This is a genomic window from Rhizobium yanglingense (genome assembly GCF_977109285.1).
On record NZ_CDSAWY010000004.1, the window covers coordinates 780193 to 798075 of the forward strand.

The 17883-nt window shown below is 61.3% G+C and carries 12 protein-coding genes and 7 pseudogenes; 4 read left to right on the forward strand and 15 right to left on the reverse strand.

All coding sequences use genetic code 11. The features are described 5' to 3' along the window. Positions 1–4 precede the first annotated feature (4 nt). The 3 genes from ACW4PC_RS08870 to ACW4PC_RS08880 form a co-directional block, all read right to left on the reverse strand. Complete coding sequence (locus ACW4PC_RS08870; RefSeq protein WP_455873517.1) at positions 5–343, reverse strand: ABC transporter substrate binding protein; 339 nt, start codon at positions 341–343, stop codon at positions 5–7. 306 nt (positions 344–649) lie between these two features. Next, a complete protein-coding gene (locus ACW4PC_RS08875) occupies positions 650–1015 on the reverse strand; it encodes a hypothetical protein (RefSeq protein WP_455873518.1) in 366 nt (121 codons plus the stop codon). Positions 1016–1326: 311 nt separating this feature from the next. Next, positions 1327–1467, reverse strand: coding sequence for a hypothetical protein (locus tag ACW4PC_RS08880; protein ID WP_455873519.1), 141 nt, complete (start codon positions 1465–1467; stop codon positions 1327–1329). Between the two features lie 252 nt (positions 1468–1719). On the opposite strand from ACW4PC_RS08880, the gene ACW4PC_RS08885 reads away from it, so the two are divergent. Next, complete coding sequence (locus ACW4PC_RS08885; RefSeq protein WP_455873520.1) at positions 1720–1959, forward strand: hypothetical protein; 240 nt, start codon at positions 1720–1722, stop codon at positions 1957–1959. Between the two features lie 541 nt (positions 1960–2500). Here ACW4PC_RS08885 and ACW4PC_RS08890 read toward each other — a convergent pair. From ACW4PC_RS08890 to ACW4PC_RS08940, 11 genes and pseudogenes are all read right to left on the reverse strand, one after another. Continuing rightward, a pseudogene (locus tag ACW4PC_RS08890) lies at positions 2501–4173 on the reverse strand (GMC family oxidoreductase). Between the two features lie 17 nt (positions 4174–4190). Further along, a pseudogene (locus ACW4PC_RS08895) lies at positions 4191–4979 on the reverse strand (3-ketoacyl-ACP reductase); the annotation flags it as partial. Beyond that, positions 4979–6482: pseudogene (locus ACW4PC_RS08900) on the reverse strand (FAD-dependent oxidoreductase). The pseudogenes ACW4PC_RS08895 and ACW4PC_RS08900, both read right to left, overlap by 1 nt. A gap of 29 nt (positions 6483–6511) precedes the next feature. Then, entirely contained in the window at positions 6512–8020 is a 1509-nt protein-coding gene (locus ACW4PC_RS08905; RefSeq protein ID WP_455873521.1) for an aldehyde dehydrogenase family protein, read from the reverse strand. Then, positions 8020–8794 (reverse strand): annotated as a pseudogene (locus tag ACW4PC_RS08910) (enoyl-CoA hydratase/isomerase family protein). Before ACW4PC_RS08910 ends, ACW4PC_RS08905 begins: the two are co-directional and overlap by 1 nt. Then, positions 8787–10400: an acyl CoA:acetate/3-ketoacid CoA transferase gene (locus tag ACW4PC_RS08915; RefSeq protein ID WP_455873522.1), complete on the reverse strand. Its 1614-nt coding sequence runs from the start codon at positions 10398–10400 to the stop codon at positions 8787–8789. The pseudogene ACW4PC_RS08910 and the gene ACW4PC_RS08915 overlap by 8 nt, the downstream one beginning before the upstream one ends. A 1-nt stretch (position 10401) precedes the next feature. Then, a complete protein-coding gene (locus tag ACW4PC_RS08920; protein WP_455873523.1) occupies positions 10402–11403 on the reverse strand; it encodes a Gfo/Idh/MocA family protein in 1002 nt (333 codons plus the stop codon). Next, positions 11400–12438 (reverse strand): annotated as a pseudogene (locus ACW4PC_RS08925) (LacI family DNA-binding transcriptional regulator). Before ACW4PC_RS08925 ends, ACW4PC_RS08920 begins: the two are co-directional and overlap by 4 nt. Positions 12439–12828: 390 nt before the next feature. After that, positions 12829–13143 carry a hypothetical protein gene (locus tag ACW4PC_RS08930; protein ID WP_455873524.1) on the reverse strand — a complete coding sequence of 105 codons (315 nt, stop codon included), beginning with the start codon at positions 13141–13143 and terminating at the stop codon, positions 12829–12831. Positions 13144–13246: 103 nt separating this feature from the next. After that, positions 13247–13669: a secondary thiamine-phosphate synthase enzyme YjbQ gene (locus ACW4PC_RS08935; protein ID WP_455873525.1), complete on the reverse strand. Its 423-nt coding sequence runs from the start codon at positions 13667–13669 to the stop codon at positions 13247–13249. A 13-nt stretch (positions 13670–13682) separates the two neighbouring features. Continuing rightward, positions 13683–14036 (reverse strand): DUF1428 domain-containing protein, encoded by a 354-nt coding sequence (locus tag ACW4PC_RS08940; protein WP_455873526.1) that lies wholly within the window; start codon positions 14034–14036, stop codon positions 13683–13685. 367 nt (positions 14037–14403) lie between these two features. Here ACW4PC_RS08940 and ACW4PC_RS08945 point away from each other — a divergent pair, with 367 nt between their 5' ends. The 3 genes and pseudogenes from ACW4PC_RS08945 (at position 14404) to ACW4PC_RS08955 (ending at position 17442) form a co-directional block, all read left to right on the forward strand. Next, a complete protein-coding gene (locus ACW4PC_RS08945; protein WP_455873527.1) occupies positions 14404–15405 on the forward strand; it encodes an ABC transporter substrate-binding protein in 1002 nt (333 codons plus the stop codon). Positions 15406–15522: 117 nt separating this feature from the next. Continuing rightward, positions 15523–16412: pseudogene (locus ACW4PC_RS08950) on the forward strand (ABC transporter permease). Further along, positions 16405–17442: pseudogene (locus ACW4PC_RS08955) on the forward strand (quaternary amine ABC transporter ATP-binding protein). The pseudogenes ACW4PC_RS08950 and ACW4PC_RS08955 overlap by 8 nt, the downstream one beginning before the upstream one ends. Here the strand turns inward: ACW4PC_RS08955 and ACW4PC_RS08960 are convergent. After that, positions 17439–17837 (reverse strand): DUF427 domain-containing protein, encoded by a 399-nt coding sequence (locus ACW4PC_RS08960; RefSeq protein ID WP_455873528.1) that lies wholly within the window; start codon positions 17835–17837, stop codon positions 17439–17441. The pseudogene ACW4PC_RS08955 and the gene ACW4PC_RS08960 overlap by 4 nt on opposite strands. Between the last annotated feature and the right edge of the window lie 46 nt (positions 17838–17883).

The following is a 17883-nucleotide window of genomic DNA, read 5'->3' on the forward strand; positions in this document are numbered from 1 at the left end:
ATCCTCACTCGATGACTTCATCAGCCATCAGCAAAACGGTCTGCGGCAGCTCGATCCCGAGGGCATTGGCTGTTTTCAGATTGACCGACAAGTCGAACTTCGTCGGCTGCTCGATCGGCAACGCCCCTGGGTTGGTGCCTTTCAAAATGCGATCGACATAAAAGGCGAGCCGATGTTGCATTTCGCCATAGTTAGCCGAATAGGCCATCAGACAGCCGATCTGCGACGTACCACGAGCCCCAAGCCATGGTGGGCAGGCGATGCTCGATCGCCAAGGCGGCGATTTGCGACGACTGGTCGGCCAGCATGAGGTCGGGAAGCACGAAGGCAGCTTGAGCGCCATCGGCCTTCATGCGCGAGAACGCAGCATCGAGTTCGCCCGGCTCGCTGACTGTGCTGGAGCCTCATCGCCAACTGCCGAGCGTGGCGGGCCGCTTGCTTGGCGTCCGCTTCGAAGGGGAGATAGGACACCACCGGGTTTGCCAGCACGCCGACAGTGGCAAGCCCCGGTATGGCCTCCATCAAAAGCTGCAGGCGTTTGGCAGCTGAGTTCGGTGGCGTAGTAAGCTGACGCCCGTGAGATTGCCGCCCAGGTTTTGCGAGGCTGCGTCGCCAAGCCTACCGCAACCGGGTCACCGCTGACGATCGGTCACGATCGGAATCGCATCGGTCGCTCCTGTGGGCAGCATGTCGCCGCCGGCTGAGACGATGTCACGATCACGTCCACAGGGAGCTGCACCAGTTCCCTCGCCGCGGCCGCAAGGCGACTGTCTTGCTTACTCGCGCTCCGGCACTCGAAGCTGAGTTCGTTCAGCGTGTAACCCAGGTCGTGAAGCCCTTGCATGAACATTCCGAACTCACTGGTTTCGCTCGCATACGGCATACCGCAGGGCCACCATGCGAGAAGGCCGATTTGTGGCGTCTTGGCCGACGTCTGCTGCGCGCCGGCGATGGCAGGAAAGCTCATCGCAAGAGCAACTGCCAGGCAAAAGTAGTGTCGTCGTTTCGGTTTCATCCGAGCACCCCTCGCCGACCACGGCACATGGCGGATGGATGGTGAGATCAAGCTAATTGCTGCAAGCTGACATTTCGACGCGCCCCTTCTCGAGAAGGAGCGACCGACGAACAAGCGAAGATATTCAGGGGACGAAAGTATAGTCGATATTGTCGCGGATTGGTAGCGCAGACGGGACATGGAGGCGTTCTAACCAATCTCTTAGGCGGCGAATAGCGATTGAGATGGCGGCGAACGTCCCGCAATCGGCGGTGGGTTCAATTGATCGCTGCAACACTCTGCGAACCTCTCCGCTGGTGAGACTGTCAGCGTCAGCCACGGTTCTCCGCTCCGAACTCGCAGTAGCCCTTCAGGTTCACATACCCGTCGGTGGTGTCGTTGGCTTCGAATTTGTAACCGATCTGCGGGCCGATGCCATAGACGCGGGATTTGCAGTTCCCCGAGCGTCGCACCCGCGCCGCTATCGCCTGTCAACTGCCGGAAGATGTAATCCGACCAGACCGTATGGGTGTGCTCGTACGACGAACTGCGGCCGCCCAGTCGATGTGGGCATCGATGCACAGGGACTATCCGAAATGCGCACCGACTTCCCGAGCTCGCCCTTCTCATAAAACTCCACAACAGAAAGCCTAAAAGCCAGGCTGGTATTTGGACATGCAAAACCCCCGAAGGTTGATGTCCAACTTTCGGGGGTCGGTTCATGGTTGGCGGGCTTACCTTACTGCTGCGCCGGAGGCGTTGCCGGCGGCGTTGCCGGCGGTGTCGCTGGTGCCGGTTCCGTAGCCGGCGGCGTTGCCGGTGCCGGAGTTGCCGGGGCCGGCTCGGTTGCCGGTGGCGTTGCCGGTGCGGTCGACGTTGCCGGTGGCGTTGTAGCTGGCGGCTGGGTCGTTGTTGTCTCGCCGGCGGGCGGTGTGGCTGGCGGTGCACTCGTGCGCGGCCAGTAAATCGCTGCAAGGGCTATGATTACAACAACAGCCGCGATACCGATCCACATGGCCCATGGTGACCGGCGGTCGCTGCCCGGTGTGGAACGAACATCCGGGCCAGGTCTATTAAAATCATTGGTCATAGTAGTCCTCCTGTACACTCTAAAACTACTAAGTGCATAAAAGGTTCCATGCTGTGTTATGATGCGACGCTCGAATATTGCAAAACCGCCTAAGTTTCGAATGCTATTCCTCTTCGGACATTCGCAAAGCGGTGTCTGCCGCACATCGCATCGAAAGCGATTATACCATCTTTTGCTCTTCCGATCGCAAAAAAGAGGAATTCGATATTCGGAAAGGTGATTTGCGCTCGTCATGATGCCGTGGCAGCATTCGCCTCCAGCATTCCGGCTTTGGCCGGCAGCATGACTGTCACCGAACAAGCATGAAAATCGTGCCCATGGGAGGGAAACATGTCCGATCAACTGCCGATGTTCATCCTTCAATCGATCGTTATCTTCGGCCTCGTCGGCGCGCTCTTCATTCGCGCCTGACCTGTCTAGCGAACGTCTGACCTTGCTCTCGGCCGCGTGTCGTTGCGTTCCCAGGAGAAGATGGCGCGTGGCAAGGGTTCGCGCCCGCGAATGATGTCGGCTCCCTTCTCGCCGACCATGATCGTCGGACCGTTGGTATTGCACGAGGGAACACGCGGCATGACGGAGCTGTCGCACACGCGCAGTCCCTCCAGCCCCCTCACCTTCAGATCGAGACCCACGACGGCCATGGCATCCGCGCCCATCTTGCACGTGCCGACTGGATGGTGATCCGTCTTGGCGTTGGCGCAGCCGTAGTCGAAAAGCTGCTCGTCGGTGACGATGCCGCTTCCCGGCAGCTTTTCCTCCAGCACATAAGGCTTCAAAGCCGCCTGCTGCATGATCTCGCGGGCGATCTTCAAGCCCTCGATCGACATCTTCCGGTCATGCGGATCGCTCCAGTAATTCGGGTCGATCAGCGGCGCATCCGCCGGATCGGCAGATGCGAGACGCACAGTACCGCGCGAGCGCGGATGCAGATAAGCGGAATTCAACGTCACCCCGGCGTTCTTCAGCCGGGCGACGCCCGCCTCGATACCGGAACCGAGGCCGAGATGGAACTGGATATCGGGGGAGCGCGCGTTTGCATCCGCATACCAAAAGCCGCCGGTCTCGAAGAGCGAGGAGGCCACGGGGCCTGAGCGGAAGAGCACATACTGCAAGCCCGCCCGAAAAGCGTGCGGTGCAGCTTGGCGACGCCGTCATAAGTGTGGTCGCCGGTGCATTCGGAAATGACGAAGAGGTCGAGATGATCCTGCAGATTGTCGCCGACGCCGGGCAGATCATGCTTCTACATCCACGCCAACAGCTTTCAGATGGTCCGCGAGGCCCGATTCCGGATTGCAGCAGCAGTTTCCTCCGGCGACCCGATAGCACCAGAAGAAACGAGGACCTCCCGCTCGGCGCGGATGAGCTCGACGCCGTTGCGGCCGGCAACCTCGACGCCGATCGCTTTCCGACCCTCAATAACGATCCTCACAACGCGGGCATTCATCCGGATGGTCAGGTCGCCCCTGTCTCCGATTCGGTGACAAATAGCCGAGCGAGGCCGAGGAGCGGCGGCGGTTGCGCTGCGTGAGCTGATAGAAGCCGACACCGGCCTGATGCCGGCTCGTTGAAATCGTGGTTATAGGGAATGCCGAGCTCTTGCGCCCCGCCCGGATATAGGCGTCGCAAATCGGCAGCGCGGGAACCGGCATCGAAACGCCCAGCGGTCCGCCTTATAGGAATGGTAGTCGTCGGCAAAGCGCTGGTCTGTCTTCGGCGCGTTTGAAGTAGGGCGGCACGGAGCGATAGTCCCAGCCATCGCAGCCCTCCTCGCTGGCCCACAGATCGTAGTCGGCGGCATTGCCCCGCGTATAGAGCTGCGCATTGATCGACGAGCCGCCGCCGATGACCTTGGCCTGCGTATAGCGCAAGCAACCCCGCCCTTCATGTGCCTCTGAGGCACCGTCTCCCAGCCCCAGCTCGCGACGCCCTTCGTCATCTTAGCAAAGCCTGCCGGCATGTGGAACAGCGGGTTCCAGTCGCTGCCGCCTGCTTCCAAAAGCAGCACTTTGACATTTGGATCCTCGCTCAGCCGGTTGGCGAGCACGCAGCCCGCCGGGCCGCCACCGGTGATGATGTAGTCGTATGCCATCCCAAATCCCCCGCTCCAAGGCGGCCGATCGAAAGCCCGCCACCAGCATCGATCACCGAGCCCGTGGCAAAGCCGAAGCTTCCGGACGCGAGGGCTGCGACGATCGCGCCGATGTCCTCAGCCTCCCCCCAGCGTTTCATCGGGCACGAGCCCGTCTGCAATCAACGCCTCATATTTTTCGGATACCGTCGCCGTCATCGCCGTGCGGATGATGCCTGGCCGGCACTTCGAAGACGCCAATGCCGCCGACTCGGCAAGCCGCACCGCCAATCCCTTGGTGAAGGATGAAAGGCCGGCTTTGCTGATGCAGTAGTCGAGCCGCTCCGGCGACGTCAGCTCAGAGGAAACGGAGGGCGATGTTGACGATCGAACGAGTTGCCTGCCCGGCGCCGCTTGCCAGCATCGCCTTGACGACCGCCTGCGTGAAGAACACCGTTCACCCGGAGATTGGTGTCGAGCACCGCGTCGAAATTCTCCGGCTTCATCTCGATGAAGTCGCCGCGGACAATCGAACCGATGCCGGCATTGTTCACCAGGCAGTCGATTGCCTCGAATGTCTGCAGGACGTGCTCGATGGTCTCGCGGCATGCCCGTCAACTGATCTCGCCGGTGTCAGCCTTCCCAGGCAAGAGGCGTCGCACCCCGAGCGAACGCAGCGTCTCGACCACCGGATCGTTCGGCCCGACATCCTCTATTCCGGTGATCGCGACGTCATGCCCCGCCTTCGCCAACGCCTCGGCAACAGCCAGTCCGATACCTTGTCTTCCTCCGGCGACAAGCGCGACCGGCCGCCTTCCCTGTGCCATCACGCGAGTTCCTTCTGCAGGATATGATCCCCGACGCGCAGCGCCTGCGCTGCCACCGTCAGCGCCGGATTGACCGCGGCGGACGTCGGCAGATAGCTCGCATCGACGACGAAGAGGTTCGGATGGTCGTAGGCGCGGCACCAGATGTCGAGCGGCGCCTGCGCCGGATCGTTGCCGATTTTGACCGTGCCGCACTGATGCGACGGCGTGCGCTTGTCGAATGGCCGCGAGAGCACCAGAGGAAAGCCCGCCGCCCTCAGCGCCTGCTTCAGCTTCTTCACCAGCATCAGATGCGCCGGCCAGTTCGTCCGCACCCACTGCAACAGAATGCGCTCGCCATCGACCATGATGCGGCTTTCGGGATGCGGAATGTCCTCGCTCATCGCATAGAAATCGATCGCATGCGCCGAGAGTTTGTTCAGCATCCATTCCGGCACCGACGGCATATTGGCCTTGAGGATGGCGCCGGAAACGCGGCCGAGCAGCTGGACATTGCCGAGCGGCGGCCCTCGCGTCGTCCGTGAGGTAATAGTCGTTGAAGCCGAAGGTCTTCTGATAGATCGCGTCGTTTCGATAGGTCGGCGAGATCGCGATCACGGCGCTCGAATTGTGGTTCATGAAATTGCGGCCGACCTGGTCCGAGCTGTTGGCGAGCCCTTTTGGATTCTTCTCGTCCGCCGAGCGCAGCAGCAAGACGGCGGACTGCACCGCGCCTGCCGCAAGGATCAAGAGCTTCGCAGAGACCGCCTCGTCGGCTCCATCCTTCCGGTAATGAACCGTCTCGATGCGCTTGCCGTCAGCCGCCGTTTGAAGCCGTGTCACCCGCGATCCGGTCTGCAGCCGGACGTTCGGATGCTGCAGCGCCAGGGCAAGGCCGATCGTCTCGGCATCCATCTTGCCGTCGAAACTGTTCGGATGCGCGTCCCAGGGCGTCTTCGCCTTGGCAAGCCAGCGCTCGATATCGATGCCGAGCGGCAGCGAATACGGATGCAGGCCGTTCCGCTTCATCCGCTCGCGCACAAGCGCAATCGACGGCTCGTCGGGCACGGGCGGAAAGGCGTAGTTCTGCGAATGCGCAGGCTCGGTAGGGTCTTCGCCGATCTGCCCGCGCACCTGATAAAGCTGCTCCGCCCGGCTATACCATGGCTCCAGTTCTTCGTAGGCAAACGGCCATGCGGGCGAGATGCCTTCCAGATGCTGCATCTCATAAAAATCCTCGCGCCGGTAGCGCACCATGACCGCTCCGAAGAACTTCGAATTGCCGCCGACATTGTAGTAATTGCCGGGATTGAACGGCTTGCCGTCCCTCTCGTACCAGAATTCCTTTGGCCGGAAGTGGCCGCGCTGGAAGATCGCGCGCTGGTCGCGGTTCTCCGGCCGGTCCTCGATATGCTCGCCCGCCTCAAGGACGAGGATATCGGCGCCAGAAGGAGCAAGCGCGGCAGCAATGGTCGCCCCGCCGATCCCCGAGCCGATGATGACGATGTCCTGCTGCTTCACCAAGCGGTCCTCCCAGAACGCAAGCCCTTGGCTCAGCGCGGCATCCACCAGCCCGTCCGGGCGCCGATATGCATGTTGAGCGTCTTGGTCTCCGTATAGTCCTCCACCGCATGCCGCCCGAGCTCGCGACCGAGGCCCGATTGGCGATAGCCGCCGAAGGGCAGTTCCGCCGCACCATCCATAAAGGTGTTCATCCAGATCGTGCCGGCCCTTACCTTTCGTCCGATCGTCAGGCAGGTGTCGAAGTCGCAGCTCCAGACGCTGGCCGAAAGGCCGTAATCGACGGAGTTCGCGATGCGGACGGCATCCTCCGCAGTCTCGAAGGTCAGCACCGAAAGCACCGGTCCGAACACCTCCTCGCGCGCCACCGCCATCTCCGGCTTGACGCCGGAAAGGATCGTCGGTGCCATATACTGGCCAAAACCGAAGTCGATATGGCTGCCGCCAAGCGCGACATTCGCACCACTGCCCGCGGCGGCGGAAACATAGCCCTGAACCTTCTCCAGATGCTGCGGCGTGATGATCGCACCCACCTGCGTCGATGGATCCAGTGGATCGCCGACCTTCACCTTTTGCGACAGCGCCGCCACCCGCGACGTCACGTCGTCGGCGATGTCGCGATGCAGGATCAGTCGCGATCCGGCATTGCAGCACTCGCCTGCGTTGAAATAAGCGCCGAAGACAGCGGCATCGACGAAGGCATCGAGATCGGCATCCGGAAACACGATCTGTGGATTCTTGCCGCCAAGCTCCAGCGACACCTTTTTGAGCGTCTTCGAGGCGTTTTCCATCGTCAGCCGGCCGATGCCGGTCGAGCCGGTGAAGGAGACCATGTCGACATCGGGATGCCCGGTCATCGTCGCGCCGACGGCTGCACCCGTGCCGACGATGATGTTGACGACGCCCGCCGGAACGCCCGCCTCCATCAGGATTTCGCCGAGCACGAGGGTCGAGCCGGAGGTGAGTTCAGATGGCTTGACGACCGCCGTGCAGCCCGCTGCAAGCGCGAAAGGCAGCTTCTGGCTGACGATCAGGAACGGGAAATTCCAAGGCGTGATGATCGAGACGACGCCGACGGCCTCCCGCAGCACGACGCCGAGCGTTCCTTCGCTCAGCGTATTGTAGCTTTCGCCATGCAGATCGCGGGCAAGTGCTGCCGCATAACGCCAGATGTCGGCAGCACCGGCGATCTCGCCCTTGACCTGCGTGATCGGCTTGCCGGCCTCGATCGCGTCGAGATAGGCAAGTTCATCGGTACGCGCGGCGATCATGTCCGCGGCCTTAAGCAGAATGTTGGAGCGCTCGGAGGCTGTCATGCGCGGCCACAGACCATGGTCGAATGCCTTGCGGGCCGCAGCAATCGCCTTGACCGCATCATCCTTGGTCGCTGCCTTGTAGCGGCTGACGGCAACGCCATGACTCGGGGCCACGCGCTCAATCGTGCCTGCCTCGATGCCCTCCACCCATTTGCCGTCGATTAGCATGCTGAACTCGCGCACCTTCGCATCGACGAGCTTCTGCGGCTTCAGCAGCACCGTCATCACCATTCTCCCTTGAATTGAGCCGGACGCTTTTCGGCAAATGCCGAAACGCCCTCTTTTGAGATCGCCGGTCTTGGCAGCCAGGATCGATCCCAGCGCCTCGACCGCCGCACCATTGTCCTCGCCATTGGCCGATGCGATCAGAAGCTTCGAAATCTCCAGCGCCGCCGGGCCGCGAAGTGCAATGCGCGCGGCATAGTCCCTGGCCGCGGCAAGCGATGTGCCGGTATCGACAACGGCGTCGACGATACCGTTCGCCTTTGCCTCGTCGGCCGAAAACATCTCGCCGCCGAGCACCATCCGCCGGACGATCTGCGCGCCGAAGCGCTTGACCAGCCGCTGCGTGCCCGACCAGCCCGGGATCATACCGAGGCCTGTCTCAGGTAGGCCAATCTTGATCTGGTTCTCGGCAATGCGGATATCGGCAGCCCCCGCCAGTTCCAGACCGCCGCCGAGCGCATGGCCGTTCAGCGCTGCGATCAGCGGCATGCGCAGCGTCGCGAGTCGCTCGAAAATGCGGTGGCCGAAGCGCACCCAGGTATGGCCGAACTCATTGGCCTGCATGCCGCCCCAGGCCTTGATGTCACCGCCCGCAGAAAAGGCCTTTCCCTCGCCTGTCAGAATGGCGACGCGGACCGTGGCGTTCGCCTCCACCGCGTCGCAGGCCGCGGCCAGCGCCTTCAGCATGTCGATATCGAAGGCATTGAGCTTTTCCGGCCGCGAGATGGTCATGACCGCGATGTGACCTTCGATTAAGACCTTCACCTCACCCATGGGATGCTCCTTCCAGAACCCGCCTTGGCATTTCTGGCAGCTTGAGGCCGATCGGCGCTTCACCGAAGAGAGCGTCGTCCATGACCTTCAATTTGTCCGAAACGATCAATGGAAATTCCGATTGGTCGAGAATATGTGCCTGCAGATCGGCGCCGGGTGCGATCTCGGTCAGCACGATGCCATCCGGCGTCAGTTTCATTACGCACCGCTCGGTGACATAGGTGACGTCCTGCCCCTGGACCACGCCGCGCGGACCCGAGAAGGTCACGTGCTCGACGGCGTTGACCAGCTTCTTGAGTTTGCCTTCCTTCTCGATCATCAGCCTGCCGTGCTCGACGCCGAGTTTTGCGCCGGCATTGAACATGCCGGAGAAGACGATCTTCTTCGCCCGCGCCGTGATATCGACGAAGCCGCCGGCGCCTGCCGTTACGTGTGGCCGGAAGGAGAGCTTCGAGACGTTGACCGAGCCGTCGCGGCCGATCTCCAGGAACGACAGCAGCGAGGCATCGAAGCCCGCACCCTGGAAATAGGTGAATTGATAGGGCGACGGCATGAAGGCATCGGCATTCGCGGCACAGCCGAAAGCGAAGTCGAGAAGCGGAACGCCGCCGACGGCACCCTGCTCGATCACCCATGTCACCGCCCCGTGAAGTCCCTCTTCCAGCAGGATGCGCGGCACGTTGGCCGAAATCCCGAAACCGAGATTGACGGCGCTCCCACCCTGCAGTTCCTGCGCCACCCGGCGCGCAATCGCCTTCTGGATATTGAATTCCGACAGGCGGAATGTGTCGAGCGGCCGGAAGATTTCGCCGGAGATTGCCGGATCGTAGAGCGTTTGCGTCGTCTGCTTCTGGTCGGGATCGACCACGACATAGTCGACGAGCACGCCCGGAACGCGGACATCGTGGGGCTTCAACGAGCCTTCCTTGGTGATGCGCTTCACCTGCGCGATGACGATGCCGCCATTGTTGCGGGCGGCGAGCGCCTGGTCGAGGCCGCCGAGATAGGCGCCTTCATGTTCGTATGTCAGGTTGCCGCGCTCGTCCGCCGTCGTCGCCCGGATGATCGCCACCTGCGGTGCGATTGCCTTGAAGAACAGCCAGTCCTCGCCTTCGAAGCTGATTTTCTTGACGAGCGGTTCGGCAGCGGCCTTGGCATTCATGGCGCAGCCTTCGCGCGCCGGATCGACGAAGGTTTCGAGCCCCACCTTGGTCACCACCCCCGGCCGTTTGGCGGCCGCCTCACGGTGCATGTCGAAGAGGATGCCCGACGGTACGTTATAGGCGGCGATCTCGTCGTTGCCGATCATCTGCCAGATCAATGGCGGCTCGGCGCCTGACGGGCCGGAGGGATAGGAGCCGCCGATGATCTTCTTCAGCAGGCCTTTCCTGGCGATGTAGTCCACGCCTTTGATACCGCTCATGTCGCCCGCCGCAATCGGGTGCAGCGTCGTCAGATCGCGTGGATGGCCGGTCGCTTCGAAACGCTCGCCGATCGCCTTCAGCATCAGATCGGGGCAGCCGAGGCCGCTGGACGACGAGACCGAGACGATCGCTCCGTCGGGGATCAGGGCTGCAGCGTCGGCGGGTGTGACGTGCTTGTCCATGTCAGAGCCCCGGCTCGATCTTGACCAGCTTGCCGGTCCTTGCGGATTCGACGACGGCAAGGCCGGTCGCAAGCGACCAGACGCCGTCTTCACCCGTCGCCGACGGCCTGCCCTTCCCAGCAACCGCATCGTGGAAGGCCCTGAGCGCAACCTCGTAGAGATTGGTGTTTTTGCATTCGAGTTCGGTCTCGCCTTCTGCATTCCGTAGGGTCACGCGGCCGACTGGACGCTGAGTTATGACGTTATTGGCAACGAGCGATCCGTCGCTGCCATGCACCTCGAAGCCGGTCTCTGCATATTTCGTGGTGAAACCGTCATGGAACTGCGCGATGACGCCGGACTTGAAGCGCAGTACGCCCATGACGGCATCCTCCAGCCCGGACTTGCCCATGCCGCCGCTCTGGCCGAAGGCGATCGCCTCGACCGGATCGTCGCCGAGCACGAAGCGCAGGGTATCGGCATCGTGCACCGTGATATCAAGGATGACGCCGCCGCCCGCCTCTGGCCGGTCGAGCCGCCAGCCCTGCAGGTGCGGCGGCAGATAGACGGCGTGAAAGACACGGGCAGCGAGCGGCTTGCCGATCTTGCCCGCTGCAATCGCATCGCGCATGGCGCGGTGGGTGGCGGCATTGCGCAGGTGGTGGTTCGTCGCCATCACAACACCCACCTGCCTGGCAGCCTTTACCATCGCATTCGCATCGGCCTGGCTCATTGCCAGCGGCTTCTCGCACAGCACATGCTTGCCCGCCTGGATCGCCGCCAGCGCCTGGTCGCGGTGAAGTTCGTTGGTGGTCGAGATGTAGACAGCCTCGACATCCGGATCATTGACGAGGTCGGCAACGCTGGTCACCGATTTCGCAATGCCGTTCTCGGCCGCGTAAATCTTGCCGCGCGCCGCGTCCGTGCTCATCACCGAGACGGCCTCGCCGCCCGCTGCGCGGATCGCACCGATCACCCATTCCCTGGCGATCGTGCTGGCACCGATCAAACCCCAATTCGTCATCGCACGCCTCCTTGAATGCCTGTGCCGCAGCTTTGACGGACGACGAGGCGCACGCTTTTGACCAGCGCTTCGGGCTCAGCCGTCCCCGAATTGATCTGCTTCAAAAGCAGCTGCGCTGCCCGGCGCCCCATGCCTTGCGGATCGACGGAAACAGTCGTCAGCGCCGGCACCGCCGTCTTTGCCTCGATCACATCGTCGAAACCGACCACCGCGAACTCGGCGCCAGGCTCTATTTTGCGGCTTCGAAGCCCGTCACAGACGCCGAAGGCAACCGCGTCGTTGAAGCAGACCGCAGCCGTCGGAGGGGCAGCTAGCCGCATCGCCCGCTCGATCGCCTCGACGCCGCCCGCTCGCGAGGGTGCCGCTCCGATCGCCAGATCCGCGTCGAAATCCAGCCCCGCGTCGATCAGCGCATCGCGATATCCCATAAAGCGCTCGGTAAAGACGGCGGTATCCGGAAAGCCGCCGAGAAAGGCGATGCGGCGATGGCCGAGCTTTGCAAGATGCGCGACGGAGGCGGCCGCTCCCGCGTGATTGTCCGACGTCAGCGATGACACCCGCGCACCTGGCACATTGCGGACGGCCATGACGACAGGGATTCCGGCGTTGGCGAGCGCCCCGAAATCCTGCAGCCTCCGTGCCGCGGGCCGGCGAGATGATGAGCCCGGAAATCCCGTGCTCGCGCATCGATGCAATGACTTCGCGCTGCCGGTCGATATTCTCGCCGGTATTGGCCAGAAACTGCACATAACCCGCCGACTGCATGACGCTGTCGATGCCGACGGCGAGCTCGGCGAAGAAGCTGTTCGTCAGGTCGTTGACGACCATGCCGACGATTTTTGACTTGGCGTTCGCCTGCCTCAGATTGGCAGCGCCCCGATTATAGACATAACCAAGCTCGCGGATTGCGGCATTCACCTTGGCGCGCGTCGTTTCGTTAACGAGCGAGCTTCCCTGCAGCACGAGCGACACGGTCGACTTTGAAACGCCGGCGGCGTTCGCAATGTCGATAACGGTCACCCGCTCCCTGCTCATGATTGCTCCTCCAAGACCATTCGGAGTTAATTGGAACGATCCAAATTTGTCAAGAAATGAATTGCAGCGCAGTCACACCGTTTGCGGATCGGTTTGGAACGTTCTAAATCAAGGCGATAAAGCCCTGAAAAAAATGCATCCCCGAACACAAAAGCGTACCGGAATTGACAAAAGTGCACTTTGCAGCCGTACTCGACGGTACTAATGAAATGAGCGTCGCTTCTTCTTTTCCCCGAAGCGGCCTAGAACTCAGCCTCGCCCGTCGCGAGGCTTTTTTCATTTTGCGACCGTAATCCCGGCAATAAAAAACCGCCCTTGCCGTGATCCGAGAAGAATTGGCAAAGGCGGTTCTTGTGCCGCCGCGTCTGAAAGACCGGCGGCTGCTACTTTTTAACGGCGGATCAGCGGGCAGCCACGGACATTCGCGAAGGTCATGCGGTCCCAGCCACGGCGGTCACGGCCGGCAACGACGACGCGGCGCGGTGTGACATTGACGACGCGCACGTCGCGCAGGCCGGACCAGCGAGCCGCGCGGACAGCCATGACTGGCGAGCAACCGCGGTAGACCGGTGGCGGACGATGATACTGGACGTCGATGACACCACCGCGCTCCGGGCCCGCTGCGGCAGCAGTCGAGACGCTGGCGGGGATCGAAGCGATGGCAAGCAATGCGGCAAACGATGCCTTGGCAATGAAATTGGTCATCGGGTTTTCCTAGTTTCAAAGAACGATCGACCCCTTTCCGGGGATGATTTGACAATAGAGGGCTCAAACTGAATGGGGTTCGAATTGCGTATTCAGGTTCGGTTCAGGCGCTGACATGCAGCACGATTTCGCGACGATGAGGACGGTCGCGATGCTCGAAGAGATAGAGTCCCTGCCAGGTGCCGAGCACCATCTTGCCGCTCGTAACAGGAATACCGAACGAAACCTGTGTCAGCGCCGCCTTGATATGGGCAGGCATGTCATCCGGACCTTCGGTTGTGTGGACAATCCAGCGCATCGATGGGTCCGATGACGGCGGCACGAGCCGGCGGAAGAAGGCACTGAGGTCCGTCTGCACATCCGGGTCGGCATTTTCCTGGATCAAGAGCGAACAGGAGGTGTGGCGCACGAAGACGGTGAGCAAACCTTCGTCCACGCCGGTTGCGCGCACGAAGCCAGCCGCCTGGTCGGTGAATTCATAGAGGCCCTGCCCCCGGGTTGAAACGGAGATGATCGCCTGGGGCATGGAACTCCCTTTTTCAAAGTTCGACGACAGTTTCGAAGCCGCCGTAGATCAGTCGCTTGCCATCAAAAACCGTTTTCCATTCATCGCCCTGCAGGCGTGGATCGGACATGACCTTGGCCACAATATCGTCGCGCTCCTTCCTCGATCCATAGACGATCCAGGAAAACCCTACCACTTCGTCTTCCTTCGCCATCACCGCACGCGGAAACGAGGTGAGTTCGCCATAGGGCACATCGTCGGCAAGGCACTCGACATATTTGAGCGCACCATGCTCCTTCCAGATCGAGCCGGCGAAATTCGCCAGCTTCTTGTAAGCCTCGATATTGGCTTTCGGAACAGCCACGACGAATCCGTCGATGTAAGGCATTGTCGTTCTCCTATCTTCTGTTGACGATCATAGGACGGATGGCGAGCGCAAGGCCCGACAATATAGGTAAGAAAATATGCCTGATCCGCCGATTTCCAGCCCCGCGGCATCCCGGTCTTGGCAAGATCAGGCAAAAGACGCGTTTCTTTCTGAATGATCCGCTTGGCACAATTTGCGCCCAGGGAACGATTGTTCCGATCGCGACAAAGCACCTGATCAGCCATTGAAAGAAAGCGTCAATGCGCCATTTTTTGACGCAAACGGAATGGCGCATGGCGCATGAAAGCATGCTCAATAGGCTTGCTGGCGGACGCGGTGCCGCAGGCGCCTGGGTTCACGTCACACCGCGACCAGAGGGAACAAGAAAATGAAAGCACTTTTGGCTTCAACCGTCCTTGCAGCCGGCCTGATCGGCCTTTCGAGCGCGGCGTCGGCCGCGGAGTGTGGCAACGTCACCATTGCCAGCATGAACTGGCAATCGGCCGAAGTTGCCGCAAACCTCGACAAGATCATCCTCGAGGAAGGCTACGGATGCACCGCCGAGATCGTCAGCGGCGATACGGTTCCGACGCTCACATCAATGGCTGAAAAGGGTGAGCCGGATGTCGCACCGGAAGCCTGGGTAAGCCTCCAGCCGGAAATCGTGAAGCGCGGCCTGGAAGGCGGCAAGGTAGTCGCTGCCTCGAAAATCCTTTCGGACGGCGCGATCCAGGGCTGGTGGATCCCCAAATACATCGCCGAAGCCCATCCAGACATCAAGACGATTCCTGATCTCTTCAAGCATCCCGAACTCTTCCCTGCTCCCGAAGACAAGAGCAAGGGCGCCGTCTTCAATGGCCCTCAAGGCTGGGGCGGAACGGTCGTGACCTCGCAGCTCTTCAAGGCCTATGGCGGCGACAAGGCCGGTTTCACGCTGGTTGATACCGGCTCGGCAGCCGGCCTCGACGGTTCGATCGCCAAGGCCTACGAAGGCAAACAGCCCTGGGTCGGCTATTACTGGGCCCCGACCTCGCTCCTCGGTAAATATGAGATGGTGAAACTCGGCTACGGCTCCGAATACGATGCGGCGGAATGGAAGCGCTGTACCTCGGTTGCCGATTGCCCCGATCCCAAGCCGAACGCCTGGCCGGCCGACGACGTTCAGACACTGGTGAGCAAAACCTTTGCCGATCGCGCCGGCCCGGCCATGGACTATCTCAACAAGCGTGCCTGGACGAACGACACCGTTAACAAGCTGATTGCCTGGATGACCGACAACCAGGAAGCTACCGGCGAAGACGGCGCCAAGCACTTCCTCAAGGAAAACGAAGCCCTGTGGAAGGAATGGGTCTCTCCGGAAGTCGCCGAGAAGATCAAGGCTTCCCTCTGATCCCTCATGATCCGCAAGCAGGCGGTGCTTGACATCCAGGCACCGCCAGCCCGATCCTTTTGCGCGACGGCCATAAGAAGAACAGGGCCGCCGCCGCTTTAGCCATGGGGAACTAATATGGACTGGCTCTGGAAATTTCCGACAATGGATGCCGACACGCTGCGCGTTCTGAAGAAGAACGTGGACGAAGGCTTTCGCGCTTTTACCCGCGCTTACGGCGACGGCATCGAAGGGCTCTTCAGCCCGCTGCAAAGCTTTCTGATCTGGGGCTGAAAGGCTGCTCACCGGCACGCCCTGGCCGCTGGTGATCCTGGTCGTTGCCGGCATTGCCTGGCTTGGAAGCCGCAATTGGAAGATTGTCATCGGCTGCGCCGCGACGCTTCTGCTGATCGGCTGGTTCGACATGTGGGAAGACACGATGAAGACCGTTTCGATGATCTTCGTCTGCACGGTGCTTTCGATCGCGATCGGCATTGCCGATCGGCATCGGCATGTCGCGTTCCAACCGGCTCCAGAATGCCATCAATCCGGTGCTCGACGTCATGCAGACCATGCCGAGCTTCGTCTATCTGATCCCGGTCGTCATGCTGCTCGGCATCGGCCGCGTGCCCGGCGTCATCGCCGTCGTCATCTATGCCTTGCCGCCGATGATACGCCTCACCAATCTCGGCATCCGCATGGTCGACAAGGACGTGCTCGAAGCGGCCGACGCCTTCGGTTCATCGAGCTGGCAGAAGCTGCGCAACGTCCAGCTTCCCTTGGCGTTGCCGACCATCATGGCCGGCATCAACCAGACGATCATGATGGCACTTGCCATGGTCGTCATTGCTTCGATGATCGGCGTCCAGGGCCTCGGCCAGCCGGTCCTCAAGGCCATCGCCAACCAGTACTTCACCCTCGGCGTCTTCAACGGTCTCGCCATCGTCGGCATCGCCATCATCTTTGACCGCATCAGCCAGGCCTATGGTCTCAGGCTGCAGAAGCACCGGGAAATCGTGCATGGCTAGTCAGTCGATTGAAATACGCAATCTCTACAAGATTTTCGGTCCGCGTGGCGGCGATTATCATCGAAGCCGTCAGAAAGCGGCATGTCGAAAACCGAGCTCAACAAGCGAGCACGGGCATGTCCTTGGACTGAAGGATATCAACATCTCGATTCCCGGCGGGCAGCATCACCGTCATTATGGGGCTTTCCGGGTCCGGCAAGTCGACGCTGATCCGCCACATCAACCGTCTGATCGACCCGACAGCGGGCGAAGTGCTCTATGGCAATACCGACATCTGCAAGATGCAGCGAAGAGGAACTCCGCGAGTTCCGCCGCCGCAGGACGGCGATGGTGTTCCAGAAGTTCGGCCTGCTGCCGCATCGCAACGTGCTGCAGAACACCGTCTACGGACTGGAAATACAGGGGCGTACCCAAGGGCGAGCGCGAAGAGCGTGCGAATATCTGGATCAAGCGCGTCGGGCTCGACGGCTTTGCCGGACATTATCCGAACCAGCTTTCGGGTGGCATGCAGCAGCGTGTCGGCCTTGCCCGCGCACTCACCAACGATGCCGAGATACTCTTGATGGACGAGGCCTATTCCGCCCTCGACCCCCTGATCCGCGTCGACATGCAGAGCGTGCTGCTCGACCTGCAGAAGGAACTGAAGAAGACCGTCGTCTTCATCACCCACGATCTCGACGAGGCGTTGCGGCTCGGCGACAAGGTCGCCATTCTGCGCGATGGCGAGCTCATCCAGCAGGGCTCGGCCGCCGATATCGTGCTCAATCCCGCAAACGACTACATCGAGGCCTTCGTCAAGGAAGTAAACCGCAGCCGCGTCATCCCGATCGAAGCGCTGATGGAGCCGCTCAGCAATCCCGCAATCGACACCGTGATCCGCATCCCCGGCAAAGCGACCGTGGAGGAAGGAATGCGGATGATGACCGAAAGCAACGTCACGCACGCGACCGTCACCGGCGCCGATGGCCTGCCCGCAGGCCGCGTGTCGCTGGAAGGTCTCGTGCGCTGTCTTGTCGGGACGGGACACTAAAACTCGCCGGCCTCAGGCGCCTGCAGTTCTTCGATCGAATTGACGCGATCCGGATAGAACGCCATACGGTCCTTGATTTCGCGCATCGCCGCATGCGGGTTTTCATAGGTCCAGATGGCGTTCTTCGCGCGCTCGCCGCCGGGCGTGATGCTGTAATAGGAGGCCTCGCCCTTGTAGGGGCAATAAGTAGAGTGGTCGGTGCGTTGAAGCAGCGACATGTCGACATCCTTGCGCGGAATATACTGCACCGGCGGATAGGAAGCCTCGCGCAATGTCAGCGCATCGCGCGTATCAGCGACGACCTTGCCGTCGAGCTTGACGACGACGCGCGCTGGATTGTGGTCTACGGTGATCGGATGATCAGGCCCGGGAATCTTGATCGGCTTGTCTGACATGAGCGTTCGCCTTCGAAAGATTACACCGTTCCTACATAGGGTCATA